Raw genomic sequence first — 12,559 nt, 5'->3', positions numbered from 1 at the left:
TGATAATATTTTTTCAAAACCCGCCATGATTAAATTTTGAATGAGAGAATTACTTGACCAATGACCAATGACCAATGACTAATAAAACAATAAATGCCGCAGGGTATACGCTACAACTGTAACCGCACAAACAATGGCTAACTGCCCTGGTAAAGGATAAATCGAGTATTTCAACATGGTATCCATCAACGATAAACCATCCCTACTTGTCATGTTCAAAATAAGATGAAAAATCGTTAAATAGCCTATTCCGTAAATATGGATTGTGAATAAACCACATAAGCAGCTAAACCCTAGGGATTCTAATCGCAAAGGCAGACGAAACGCCAAAAAACCACAAACCCAGGCTCCCGCAATAAATCCTAATAAATAGCCAAACATGGGTTTTATTACATAGTCTAAACCCCCGCCTTGGTCAAAGACCGGTAAAATTAAACCTAAAACCACATAAGCAATTTGAGACAGGACACCTGCATTTTTTCCACCTAAACACCCAACAAGTAGAACCGCCCCAATCTGACAGGTAACGCCTAAGGAAATGGGCTGAATTCCTTGGCTTGACCAATCCCAGGGCGGATTTGTCACGAAGGCTTCTAAAAAGGTGCCACCGATAGTCAGTAATAAGCCAATTAAAGCCCAAACGAGTTCATGGGGAGCAGACACTTTTACGCGAATCGTCCTTAACTCCCCCTCTATACTTGCTGGGATTGATGTTCTCCGGGAAGCGGTGCTTCGCCTCCGGTTAAGCCTAATGACTCTAACATGGCATGATCGTGTTCTGGTGGCTGTCCTAAAGTGGTTAGGTAATGACCAATTAACATGGCATTAATCCCGGCTTTCAATCCCAAGGCTTGGAGTTCGCCCATCACCGCTTCTCGTCCGCCAGCATAGCGAATGATTTGTTCGGGCAAAATCAGCCGGAAAATCGCGATCGCCTTTAGTGCTTGGTATGGATCAAGTTTTGTCTGTTTTCCCAAGGGCGTTCCTTGACGGGGATTCAGCAAGTTCAGGGGGACAGATTCCACCTCTAATTCCCGCAAGGCTAGGGCTAAATCTACCCGATCCTCCCAGGTTTCTCCCATTCCCAAAATGCCACCCGTACAAGCTTGAATTCCCGCCGCTTTCAGATGCTTAATCGTCTCGACGCGATCGCGCCAACGATGAGTGGTGACGATTTCCGGGAAAAAGTTCTCCGATGCCTCTAAGTTATGGTTATAGCGAGTAACTCCAGCTTCCTTGAGTGCCTGTGCCTGTTCTGGTGTCACTTCTCCTAAGGCGCAGCAGGGCTTAATTCCAGTTTCGCTAATAATCCGCTGAACAGTTTCCAGAATTTGCTCAAATTCTGTGGATTTTGGAGACTGGTATTTCGGTCCACGCCCTTGACTTACCAAACAAAAACGCTTTGCCCCTGCTGCATCGGCGGCTTTGGCTTGTGCCAGTATTTCCTCTGGGGATTTGAGTCCGTAAATAGGGGAATCCTTTCCCGGATGATGGGCAGACTGGGCGCAAAAGCCGCAGTTTTCTGAGCAGCTACCAGATTTAATGTTCACAATACTGCATAAATCCACGGTGTTACCGCAGCAGGATTGGCGCACTTGATCGGCGGCTTCACACAGGAGCAGAATATTATCTTGTCCCTCTATCTGCGTCAGTTTCAGCGCTTCCTCTCGATTGATGCGATCGCCTGCGATAATCCGTTGGGCGAGAGCGTTGAGCCAGTCTCGCACTGAGGTGGGTACGGAGGCTGAGGAATTCGCCGTATCCGGATGGAGTGAATTGTCAGACTGTCGTAATGGCGTTTGAACCATCATAATTGCGGCAAGGGGGCGGACGTCTGTACCTGAACGGTCAGCGTCTGGGGAATTGCCGCCAACAAATAAATCAAGATGCATATTCATAGCCGTCAGCCTTGTGAATGGTTTTTAAATATTTCGGATGCACGTCGAAGCTTTTACCTCCTGTGGTTAACTTGAATCTCGGTCTGAATCGAATAGCGATTCGACCTGTGTAAGTTCCTGCATATTTTCCAGTTAGGACATTTGCTGTCACCAAGTCTCCGGTTTGGAAACATAAGAAAAACTTCTCTCGCGGAGCATGGCGAATTGGGAAACCAAATTTATTGGTTCCGCAACGTTGCCTTCTTCCGTGACCTTTGGCTTTGATAATCAAAGGTTTAATTCCGTTGAGAAGAAGTTTTTCAGGCGTTGAAGCACCAACACAAGCTGCATCGAAAGCGTGAGTTTTCTCAATTCCTCGGGTTTGACGGTTAAACTTTGTCAAACCCCCAGAACCTAACTCTACAGGTAAACCCGTTGATTGAAGTCTTCTGTACAGTTCCCAGCGAGTAGCATTAACGGCAGTGGCATCCTTAAGAGGTGCTTTGGCTTGAGCTAGAACTCGTTTCAGAACTTCAGGCTCCCTCTTCAAAAACTCCTCAATAGGTTGGTTCCCTTTATTTTGGTTACAGGAATGGCAACTCAGGCAAAGATTACTGACTCTATTTGAACCTCCCTTGCTTTTGGCGAGGATATGTTCAATCTCAAAAGGTACATTTTCAATGCCACAGTAAGCACATTTTCTGTTCCATTTGGCGAGTAAATACTCTTTGACCTCAAAACCGAACAGTTCACCTCTTTGGTACTCTATCCCGCTAATCTCAGGGTTTTGCTTATGCTGCAAATCGAACCTGACTAGCTCTTGAGAGATAGCGGTAATTGGGCAAAGTTTCCTGATTCGCCTCACCCAAGTTTCAATGTTGGCAATGCGACTTTCAAGAGATGGTGGCAACCATCCCTCTTTACGGGTTCTGTTTAAGAAACGAGGTTTGCGGTAACGGGTTTTACGATTACGTCTTCCTCTTCGCAATGAAGAGCGTGAATCAAGAGCGTCTTTAATTTGCTGCCCTCGGTGAGAGATTTCCAAGGCGTTTGTAACTCGCCCTGTCTCCTCTTGGACAACCGAAATTCCAGTAGTCTTGCTACCCGGGTCGATTTTGATTCTATGAAAATGAGTAACTGAATCTTCAATAACTCTATCCTGTAAAACAATAGTGAATGGATAGCGTTTAAATACTTTAGCCCTTCCTTTGTTCAGTAGTTCTCTTGCCCTGGCAGGGTGGCAGGGGTCAAGAGGTTTCAATTTTTTATCTAGTACGAAAACTCGCATTACTTTGAGACTCTCATTACTGGTAAAGTTTGCCTCGACGAGGTTAAGACTCGGTACTTTCTGAGTAACACTGGCTTTTCCGAATGACCTGTTTAATTACCCAGTTGTAGAGCTTGGAACTGGCACGCATCCCAAGGTACGAACTTTAACTCTTAGTCTTAACGGCTGCTCGGTTCGGCTCCGCTCACGCCCGCGAAGTCGAGGTGAGCCGTCTGGTCAACAGACTTTATTCAAGTCCACACCATACCCGATCAGGGTTGGTGTGCGGTAGTTGACGCTTAGACCCTCGCTTTGCACTTCGACGGTTTGGTTGTAATGTCACAACCGATAGAACCGCGACTTAACACTATACCGTATATCCGACATTCTGTCTTATACCAAGTTAGGGAACGGGGAACACCTCGACCCTTCGACAGGCTCAGGACATCGCTTCGCTCGGTGTGTCATGAGGAATCAAATTAATAACCGGGGTTTGGAAACCAAACCCCTACGGAAATTCATTTGAAACTTGTTAACCTTCTCTTTACGAATGAGGAGTATCCTGCAAGAGACTTCCCATAGTGTAACTGTCTTTGAGGCTTAGTCAAATGGTGTTCCGTCTCGCTTTCATCAATCCAGCTCGTTTAGTTCGTTCAGTTTCCGTGCTAGTTCTAGCCGTTAGCCTAGCGGCGTGTGGAGGGCAGCAAGAGGCTGACACAGGTGGAGAAACCGATCAAACTGACATGGGTGCGGGTGATGACAAACTCGCCCTCGCTGAACCTGTAGCGCTAACAGGGGCTGGTGCATCGTTCCCCGCCCCGATCTATCAGCGTTGGTTCCAAGAACTCAACAGTCAATATCCCAAACTGCAGGTTAACTATCAATCCGTCGGCAGTGGTGCTGGTGTGGAACAGTTTACTCAAGGTACGGTAGACTTCGGCGCTAGTGATGTGGCAATGAAGGATGAAGAAATCGCGGAAGTCGATAGAGGTGTTCTGATGCTGCCGATGACAGCGGGTAGTATCGTACTGGCATACAACCTAGAAGGTGTAGAAGAATTGAAACTGCCACGGGATGTGTATGTGGATATTCTTCTGGGTAATATTACCAACTGGAATGACCCAGCAATTGCGGCGGCAAATGAGGGTGTAGAGTTGCCCGATCAGTCGATTACCGTGATTCATCGTTCCGATGGCAGTGGTACCACAGGTGTCTTTACAAAACACCTGAGTGCGATTAGTCCGGAGTGGGAAGAGCAAGTTGGCGAAGGCAAAACCGTCGAGTGGCCCACCGGGGTTGGCGCAAAGGGAAATGAAGGGGTTACGGCTCAGATTCAACAAACCGATGGTGCGATCGGTTATGTTGAATACGGCTACGCCAAGAATAATGACCTTAACTTTGCTGCTTTAGAAAACCAATCGGGTAATTTTGTCACGCCCAGTGATGAATCGGCGTCTAAAACCTTAGAAGCGGTTACATTACCGGAAAATCTGCGGGCATTTATTTCTGATCCTGAAGGCGAGGAATCCTATCCCATTGTTACTTATACTTGGCTTTTGGCTTACCAAGAGTATGATGATCCGGAGACGGCGAAATCCATAGAAGCAACAATTGAGTATATGTTGACCGAAGGTCAAGAAATTGCCCCAGATTTAGGCTATGTGAAGCTGCCGCAAAATGTGCGAGAAAAAGTAGCAGAGGCGGCTGATGTGATTAGCGACGAGTATGACATTGAGGTGAGTGAATAGCCTCACAGAAACGGATAGAGATAAGAGAGTTGGGAGTTAAAGTTCTTCCACTCAGTCGGGGCGGGTTGAAAAGAAGCAACGATAACCGTGAAACCCGTCCCCCCACACAACCCGTTTTCTGGGAAGATCACCAAAAGTCTTCCCCATCTGCTTCACTGCTTCAGATCCTAGGTTTGATCGGTTCACTGGTATCCTTTAATTTTCTAATATCGGTTCACTCTATTCAATTATGACTACACAAGCTGAGTCCAATTCAGCAGTCCTGCCCCAACGATCTGTTGGTGAAAAAACGATAGATCGGGGGTTTGTTTGGCTGGCTCGCATTTTGGCGCTGTCAGTCGCGGGTATTTTAATCTTCATCGCGATCACGGTGGGCATAGAAGCCTTACCTGCGATCCGAGAATTCGGTCTGAATTTTTTGGTCAACAGCGCTTGGAATCCCGTAGAAAATGAATATGGGGCGCTCCCCATGATCTATGGGACGCTGGTGAGTTCCGCGATCGCACTATTTTTTGCTGTCCCTCTGGGAATTGGCACCGCCGTCTTTTTGAGCGAAGACTTTCTGCCCAAATCAGCGCGGCTGACGTTGGTATTTATGGTAGAACTGTTAGCGGCGATTCCCAGTGTGGTGTACGGACTATGGGGTATTTATGTTTTAGTGCCAATCCTAATTCCGATTGAGGAGTGGCTGCATAACAACTTCGCCTGGATTCCCCTGTTTAGTACAGAACCCACGCGGGTGGGGATGTTTCCGGCAGGAATTATTTTAACGATTATGATTTTGCCGATTATCACGGCAATTTCTCGCGATTCCTTGGCATCTCTACCTCCAGATTTGCGACAAGCGTCTCTAGGGTTAGGGGCTACCCGCTGGCAAACCATCTTTCGAGTTCTGATTCCGGCGGCATTTTCGGGCATTGTTGGTGGCATAATGTTAGGGCTAGGTCGAGCCATGGGAGAAACTATGGCAGTCACCTTGCTGATTGGTAATGCCAATCAACTTAATTTTTCTCTACTCGCCCCCGCTAATACGATTGCCTCCCTATTGGCTAACCAATTTGCCGAAGCCTCAGGTTTACAGGTTGCGGCGTTAATGTATGCCGGATTCGTGTTATTTGTCTTAACTCTAATCGTGAACATTCTGGCGGAGTTGATTGTACGCCAAGTGAAGAAATTTTAAGTTCAGTTAAAACTCATGCGCCATGCCCAAAAAGTGAAGTGAAGGATCAAAACCTGAAAATTTTATGTCCGAGAATCTCCCCGATAAACAAGCTGAAGACTTTCCCACTCACAGTTTTACCCGTTCATACACGAGTGGGCGATCGCTGTTTGGGATCATCATGACCATCTTAGCCGGAGCTTGTCTGGTTATTGCCTTAATCCCATTATTTGCGGTAATTATCTATGTGATCATCAAAGGGTTTAACCGCCTGAACTTAGACTTATTTACCGAGTTACCCCCAGCAGCGGGTTTATCCGGTGGCGGTGTAGGCAATGCGATTGTGGGGACGTTGATTGTCATCGCAATTGGGGCGCTGATTAGTGTTCCCATTGGGGTTTTAGCTGCCGTTTATCTATCTGAATTTAGTTCGGGTCCAATTGCTCGCTGGATTCGCTTTGCTACTAACGTCTTAAGTGGTGTCCCTTCAATTATTGCTGGAATATTTGCTTACGGGATTATCGTGCTTGGAGCTGGGTTCGTCCCTTGTTCAGGTAGTTTTTCCGCATTGGCGGGAGGCGTAGCTCTGGCGGTATTGATGCTACCGATTATCATCAGAACCACCGATGAAGCCTTACAAATTGTGCCTCAGGATGTGCGCTGGGCGTCTGTGGGTGTGGGAGCTTCGGAATATCAAACGGTATTGAGAGTGGTTCTTCCTGCCGCTTTACCCGCCATCCTGACGGGAACCACCTTGGCAGTTGCTCGCGCCGCTGGGGAAACCGCCCCGCTGATTTTCACGGCTCTATTCACCTTCTTTTGGCCCTCAGGACTATGTCAACCAACTCCCTCGCTAGCCGTGTTAGTTTACAATTTTGCCACCTCGCCTTTTTCTGATCAACAAGAACTAGCCTGGGCGGCTTCTTTACTCCTGGTAGCTTTGGTCTTATTAACCAGTGTAATTTCTCGTTGGGCAACTCGGAAAAGCATTTATTGAACTATGGATTACCTGATTAATCTATCCATTTCCAAGGGGAGATTGAAATTCAACGTCTAAACATGAAAACCAACTTATTGTATCCAAATGCAACCCAAAATTCAGGAAAAATTATTATGGAATCTAATCAAAAAGTAGCAAGTCCGAATCAAGGTAATGAACAATCAACAGAAACGGTTTTACGCACAGAAACCCTAGATATTTACTACGGAAAATTTTTAGCGGTCAAAGGGGTGTCTATGGCAATTCCCAAAAACCGGATCACGGCTTTTATCGGTCCTTCGGGTTGTGGTAAAAGTACCTTGATTCGTTGCTTCAACCGTCTCAACGATTTAATTGATTCATTCCACATTGAGGGTAAGGTTTACTATCGCCAGAAAGACCTTTATGACAAAAGTGTTGATCCGGTAGAAGTACGACGGCGGATTGGTATGGTGTTCCAAAAACCCAACCCATTTCCTAAAACAATTTATGACAACATTGCTTATGGTGCCAGGGTAAATAACTATAAAGGGGATCTAGATGAATTAGTGGAAAACTCCCTACGCGCTGCCGCTTTATGGGATGAGGTCAAAGATAAGCTGAAAACCAACGGGATGTCCCTATCTGGGGGACAACAGCAACGGTTATGTATTGCCCGGGCGATCGCTATTAACCCGGATGTGGTATTAATGGACGAACCTTGTGCGTCTCTTGACCCGATTTCTACCCTCAAGGTTGAAGACTTAATGCACGAACTGAAACAAAAATACAGTATTGTGATTGTGACGCACAATATGCAGCAAGCCACACGGGTTGCCGACATGACCGCCTTCTTCAATGCCAGAGCCACAGAAAAGGGTGGAAAACAGGGGTATTTAGTTGAGTACGACGAAACCGAAAATATCTTCCAAAATCCCAAGGAGGAAGCCACGAAAGACTATGTAAGCGGACGTTTCGGGTGACATCCTCCCACAGCAAATCGGAGATTATGCTGTGGGCTTCTATTCTTAGTTTGTAGTGCGTAGTTCGTAGTAAGGGCTTTAGCCCTTCTTTGAGATCTATTGCTTTTTAGCCTTAAGAACTCTCTCAATTTGGGGCTGGTGGCGAGCAATCACAACCAAGCGATCGCCCAACATGAGTTGTTCATCTTTGGCTGGGTTAACCAGAGTCTCTCGACGCCCCTGAGTTTGCCGTTCCACAGCAACTAAAATACTATCTAGCTCCTCTTTTAGCCATTGAGCCGCATTCCAGAATGAAATACCATTCCATTGCTGGGGTAGGGAAATTTTATAGATTTGGTTCCCCGTTTGCACAGTGAGCAATTCCGCTAACACATCCACAGAACCCCAGTTTCGCACTGAAGTCGCCATTAAATGACTCGCCAATTCATCCGCCACAATCACATCTTCCACTCCCGCTACTCGCAGTTGCACATTATTTTTGCCATCAAGAAGTTGAGCGCAGGTATAGATACCCGGATGGAGTTTTTCAATCGTTAATGCCGCTAAAACAGTTCGTGCATCCCGATCCTGATCACTGCGCGGATGGGTAGCATCTGCCAACAAAATAGCCCGTGAGGTGTGATAAATTCCCACCGCTTCTAGGACATCAATTGTCGTGTAATCTCCGGTATAGAAATAAATTTGGGAACGATTAACATGTTTCAGTTCTCGCTCCGGAGTTTGGATAAATTCAGCAACCACCACAATCGGATGGTGTTTTAAACTGGGATCGGCTTGCAGTTGCTCAATCAGCAGATGTCCACTGCGATTCCAGCCACAGATAACAATATGATCGCGTAGTTCGTCCAATTCCCAGTGTTTAATTTCCATCACTGTTCTCAATCGTTGTACCATGACGGCGGAAACGACACCCGTAAACATGGCAAACATCGTCAAGCCACCCAGGATTACTATGAGTGTAACCAATCGCCCCGCATCGGTTTGAGGTTCGCCGCCGATGGGTTCTCCGGATACAAGGGTAAAAAAGCTCCACCAGAGGGAATCCTTCACAGAGGCGAAATCCGGATTGGTAAACCCCTCTAGCAAGTGAATCGCGATCGCGCCGACTAAAATAATTAAACCGACAACCAGCAATACGCCAATCTGGACACCAATACTCGTGGCTAAGGTAGAGCCAAGACGATTTAAATTCTGATTGAGTAGGATTCCCACTCGCAATAGTCGTAGGAGGCGCAATACCCGCAACAGGCGAAAGGCTCGCAATAGGGGCAATACGGCAATAATATCTAACCAATAGTGGCGGAAGAAACGGCGTTTATTTTTAGCAGCAAAATAGCGAATTGTCAACTCGATAATAAAGATGCCCGTGAGTAGTTCTTGAGTCAGATAGACAAGTTTATAGGCTTGAGTGTTATTATCAAGCGTGACTTCCGCAATCACGAGAATTACAGAAAGCAGAATGAGAACGATTAGCGCCAGTTCAGTTTGGGGGGCATGGATAAAGCGATCCAAACGGGCTTGTAGGGTTTTGTTGGGCATGTTGAGGTATGAGAATCTCTCTTGACTTTAGAGACATTTATCTATACTGAACAATAACGCTTAAAAGGTCTTGTTCTATGGCGGTCAAAAACTCCGAAACCCATACATTTAAACAGTCTCAGGCAATGTCCAACCTACCGCCCCTAGAAAATGGCGATCGCTTAACTCGAAAAGAATTTGAGCGACGCTATCAAGCAACGACAACGATCAAGAAAGCGGAACTAAAACCCTTGATATACCGTAGGGTGGGCATTGCCCACCAGCATACCAGTCAGTGCCATTGAGCCTAAGTCGAATGGCACTGACTTAAGCTGGGTTCGTAGTAGGCACTTTAGTGCCAGAAGCGCTAAAGCGCTTACTACCAACTCTAAAGTCAGTGGCATTTAGCCTAAGTCTGCTGTTGGTGATGAGCAATTACAGCAGTTTGCTCTGCTATGCGGTACATTGTCGATCCCCCTAAATCGCCCTTAAAAAGGAGGACTTTGATCTACTGACTGTACTTCATGACAGCGCGAAGCGCTGTAATATATCACCTCCGCCTTCAACGGAAAAGTGTAAAATATCTGCCAGTGTAGCATCAGGAACATTAGCCATTAGCTCAATAATCTTAACACTTGCACTGTTTCTACTGAACTCACTCGTCCTGTAGCTTCGTACCGGTTTTTTGTTTATTGCGATAATCTCCATTGCAATTTCACGGATTATTTCAATGCGTTCCCATTGATCTGGTGTGTAAATGTGTTTTTTTCCGTTTGCATCTAACCAATACTGAGTGCAAAAAGTTTCTTGATTGTTGTTAGCTTTGGTTTCAGTAGCTTATCACTCATCAACAAAAGTTTCAGTAGAGTGAGACTTTTCCATGCAGATAACATAAGCTGTTCGGCATTTAAACCTTAATGTCAATAATGGCGAAATCCTTGTAGTGCGTTTAGCGAAGCCATGCCGCAGGCTTTGCATCTTGCTCGCTACTAATACCCAATTTAAATGCATGACAGCTTATATGGAACTTTGGACAAAATTGTTACACGACATATAGTGAAATGCTTTTCAAGCGAGTATGACCCTAGATGTAGTGCTTATAAGCCTTTTGTCCAAAGTCCCAATTTATGTCTGACTACTCATCCTCCATCCGCTATCCTGGAATGAAATTCAGGATTAAGCAATAGTCACGTCACCGGACAAGTAAACATCCTGAATCGTGTGGAACAGCTTAACGCCTTCCTCGAAGGGACGCTGAAATGTCTTGCGTCCAGAAATCAATCCACAACCGCCAGCCCGTTTATTAATTACAGCAGTGCGAACAGCTTGGGCAAAATCATTTTTCCCTGATGAACCGCCAGAATTAATTAAACCGGCACGACCTGCATAGCAGTTTAGGACTTGATAACGAGTCAAATCAATGGGGTGATCAGTAGTGAGTTCAGTGTAAACGCGATCATCCGTTCTGCCATATTTCTCACCCGTGGCTTTAGCCACCGCACCATAGCCATTATTGCATTCGGGCTGCTTCTGCTTAATAATATCGGCTTCAATGGTAACGCCCAGATGATTGGCTTGACCCGTGAGGTCAGCAGAAAGATGATAATCTTTATCTTGCTTAAACACGCTATGGCGTAAATAGCACCACAGGATTGTTGCCATCCCCAACTCGTGGGCGCGGGCAAACGCTTTACTCACTTCCTCGATTTGGCGACTCGATTCTTCAGATCCAAAGTAAATCGTCGCACCGACAGCCACAGCGCCTAAGTTCCAGGCTTGCTCGACGTTGGCGAACATAAGCTGATCATATCGATTCGGATACGTCAGCATTTCATTGTGGTTCAGTTTAGCAATGAAGGGGATGCGGTGGGCATATTTGCGAGACACCATGCCCAAAACCCCTAACGTCGTAGCAACCGCATTACAACCGCCTTCCAAAGCAAGTTTGACAATATTTTCTGGATCAAAGTAGACCGGGTTCGGGGCAAAAGAGGCGGCGGCGGAATGCTCAATCCCTTGGTCTACGGGTAGGATAGACAGATAACCCGTATTGGCAAGGCGTCCGCTTGAGTAGATCTGCTGAAGACTACGCAACACTGGGGCAGGGCGATCGCTATTGGCAAAAATCCGTTCCACCCAGTCTGGACTCGGTAGATGTAACAGACCTTTATCCACTTTAGCGTTGTACGTCAACAGATTGTCTGCCTCTTCACCCAACCAGGATTCTATCGATTGAGGTGCTGTTAAAGTAGCCGTCATATTGTTTTCCTCAAAGTGTTGTCACTTGTTTTTCAATTTTGACAGTCTTTGGGGGTGATCTCTGTCCCCATAACGATAGAGTTTGGCTACTTGGCAAATTTCAAAATTCCCCACGCTGACACCGCAAGCATCGAAGTAATGCTTGACATTCCCCCTTGAGCTGTACCCTGTTCGGGGAATTCTGGGTTAACTCTAGCCTTGAGGCATCGAAAGATTCCAAGTTTAATGCCTGATGGGGCGATGAGCTTTTCCATTATTGATTTGTGGCTTATCCTATCGAAACATTTTTCGATGTCCAGTTCTATTACCAAAGTTTCTGATACTCTTATCAAGAGAAAACTTTAGTTGAATACGGCGAGAAAATTCGGATGTGTTCCCGCTGGAGTCAGTGGCAGTTGCGGTTATCGATTGTCCCGAAACAGTAGCAGGTAACACGAACAGTTTCCACCGTCGTAATTTGAATACCATTGGCTCCATTATCGTGAATTGTGTTATTTAAAATTTGGGTGTTAGTAATGGAAGCATTAAACCCTGCTTCATCACCTCTCGCTTCTAACCGAATTCCATTATGACCATTATTCGCGATCGCATTCCCGGTGATCTGCGTTCCCCGAATCAAAACATCCATCAGCGGCAATACAGTAAGCTGTGGCTCTCCCGTACTTAGGGTGATAATAAAGTCTTATGAATTAAGCCAAAGTCCCACGGTGTAATGCTTGTAGGTTGGGTTGACGAAGGAAACCCAACTAATTAAGCGATTAAGCTAGGTTTTCTTCAAATCAAGCCAATC

10 protein-coding genes and 2 pseudogenes are annotated in these 12,559 nt (G+C 46.1%); 5 read left to right on the top strand and 7 right to left on the bottom strand.

All coding sequences use genetic code 11. The annotated features are described in order from the left end of the window. Window positions 1-78 precede the first annotated feature (78 nt). From RH949_RS11370 to iscB, 3 genes are all read right to left on the bottom strand, one after another. Window positions 79-663, bottom strand: a complete 585-nt coding sequence (locus RH949_RS11370; RefSeq protein WP_006102882.1) for a biotin transporter BioY — start codon at window positions 661-663, stop codon at window positions 79-81. A 29-nt stretch (window positions 664-692) separates the two neighbouring features. Further along, window positions 693-1,808, bottom strand: a complete 1,116-nt coding sequence (bioB, locus tag RH949_RS11365; RefSeq protein WP_446353164.1) for a biotin synthase BioB — start codon at window positions 1,806-1,808, stop codon at window positions 693-695. Between the two features lie 73 nt (window positions 1,809-1,881). Then, the gene (iscB, locus tag RH949_RS11360) at window positions 1,882-3,165 is read right to left on the bottom strand and encodes an RNA-guided endonuclease IscB (RefSeq protein ID WP_044208782.1); all 1,284 of its coding nucleotides are present in this window, start codon (window positions 3,163-3,165) and stop codon (window positions 1,882-1,884) included. A gap of 587 nt (window positions 3,166-3,752) precedes the next feature. On the opposite strand from iscB, the gene pstS reads away from it, so the two are divergent. The 4 genes from pstS to pstB all read left to right on the top strand — a co-directional run bounded on the left by pstS (window position 3,753) and on the right by pstB (window position 7,992). Beyond that, window positions 3,753-4,892 carry a phosphate ABC transporter substrate-binding protein PstS gene (gene pstS, locus RH949_RS11355; RefSeq protein WP_446353144.1) on the top strand — a complete coding sequence of 380 codons (1,140 nt, stop codon included), beginning with the start codon at window positions 3,753-3,755 and terminating at the stop codon, window positions 4,890-4,892. Window positions 4,893-5,121: 229 nt separating this feature from the next. Then, complete coding sequence (pstC, locus tag RH949_RS11350) at window positions 5,122-6,072, top strand: phosphate ABC transporter permease subunit PstC (protein WP_446353142.1); 951 nt, start codon at window positions 5,122-5,124, stop codon at window positions 6,070-6,072. A 64-nt stretch (window positions 6,073-6,136) separates the two neighbouring features. Then, window positions 6,137-7,048 (top strand): phosphate ABC transporter permease PstA, encoded by a 912-nt coding sequence (pstA, locus tag RH949_RS11345; protein WP_006103070.1) that lies wholly within the window; start codon window positions 6,137-6,139, stop codon window positions 7,046-7,048. Window positions 7,049-7,164: 116 nt separating this feature from the next. After that, a complete protein-coding gene (gene pstB, locus RH949_RS11340; RefSeq protein WP_006102965.1) occupies window positions 7,165-7,992 on the top strand; it encodes a phosphate ABC transporter ATP-binding protein PstB in 828 nt (275 codons plus the stop codon). Window positions 7,993-8,088: 96 nt separating this feature from the next. Here the strand turns inward: pstB and RH949_RS11335 are convergent, their stop codons facing one another. Next, the gene (locus RH949_RS11335; protein ID WP_006102898.1) at window positions 8,089-9,531 is read right to left on the bottom strand and encodes an ion transporter; all 1,443 of its coding nucleotides are present in this window, start codon (window positions 9,529-9,531) and stop codon (window positions 8,089-8,091) included. Between the two features lie 125 nt (window positions 9,532-9,656). On the opposite strand from RH949_RS11335, the pseudogene RH949_RS11330 reads away from it, so the two are divergent. After that, window positions 9,657-9,755, top strand: a pseudogene (locus tag RH949_RS11330) (Uma2 family endonuclease); the annotation flags it as partial. 931 nt (window positions 9,756-10,686) lie between these two features. Here the strand turns inward: RH949_RS11330 and RH949_RS11325 are convergent. The 3 genes and pseudogenes from RH949_RS11325 to RH949_RS11315 all read right to left on the bottom strand — a co-directional run bounded on the left by RH949_RS11325 (window position 10,687) and on the right by RH949_RS11315 (window position 12,397). Then, on the bottom strand, window positions 10,687-11,769 hold the full coding sequence (locus RH949_RS11325) for a class I fructose-bisphosphate aldolase (RefSeq protein ID WP_446353140.1): 1,083 nt from the start codon (window positions 11,767-11,769) through the stop codon (window positions 10,687-10,689). 140 nt (window positions 11,770-11,909) lie between these two features. Further along, a pseudogene (locus RH949_RS11320) lies at window positions 11,910-12,077 on the bottom strand (RNA-dependent DNA polymerase); the annotation flags it as partial. A 77-nt stretch (window positions 12,078-12,154) separates the two neighbouring features. Next, complete coding sequence (locus RH949_RS11315; RefSeq protein WP_446353138.1) at window positions 12,155-12,397, bottom strand: hypothetical protein; 243 nt, start codon at window positions 12,395-12,397, stop codon at window positions 12,155-12,157. Window positions 12,398-12,559: the final 162 nt, after the last annotated feature.

It is taken from the genome of Coleofasciculus sp. A1-SPW-01, assembly GCF_040217205.1.
Lineage (GTDB): Bacteria > Cyanobacteriota > Cyanobacteriia > Cyanobacteriales > Coleofasciculaceae > Coleofasciculus > Coleofasciculus chthonoplastes_A.
Note: the sequence above shows the minus strand (reverse complement) of the source record. Positions and strands in the feature narration are given on the sequence as shown.

What these genes read in the sequence shown, in the direction of transcription:
- bioB (WP_446353164.1), bottom strand. Translation starts at nt 1,808, where the DNA reads ATGGTTCAAACGCCATTACGACAGTCTGACAATTCACTCCATCCGGAT.
- iscB (WP_044208782.1), bottom strand. Translation starts at nt 3,165, where the DNA reads ATGCGAGTTTTCGTACTAGATAAAAAATTGAAACCTCTTGACCCCTGC.
- pstS (WP_446353144.1), top strand. Translation starts at nt 3,753, where the DNA reads ATGGTGTTCCGTCTCGCTTTCATCAATCCAGCTCGTTTAGTTCGTTCA.
- pstC (WP_446353142.1), top strand. Translation starts at nt 5,122, where the DNA reads ATGACTACACAAGCTGAGTCCAATTCAGCAGTCCTGCCCCAACGATCT.
- pstA (WP_006103070.1), top strand. Translation starts at nt 6,137, where the DNA reads ATGTCCGAGAATCTCCCCGATAAACAAGCTGAAGACTTTCCCACTCAC.
- pstB (WP_006102965.1), top strand. Translation starts at nt 7,165, where the DNA reads ATGGAATCTAATCAAAAAGTAGCAAGTCCGAATCAAGGTAATGAACAA.
- RH949_RS11335 (WP_006102898.1), bottom strand. Translation starts at nt 9,531, where the DNA reads ATGCCCAACAAAACCCTACAAGCCCGTTTGGATCGCTTTATCCATGCC.
- RH949_RS11325 (WP_446353140.1), bottom strand. Translation starts at nt 11,769, where the DNA reads ATGACGGCTACTTTAACAGCACCTCAATCGATAGAATCCTGGTTGGGT.
- RH949_RS11315 (WP_446353138.1), bottom strand. Translation starts at nt 12,397, where the DNA reads ATGGATGTTTTGATTCGGGGAACGCAGATCACCGGGAATGCGATCGCG.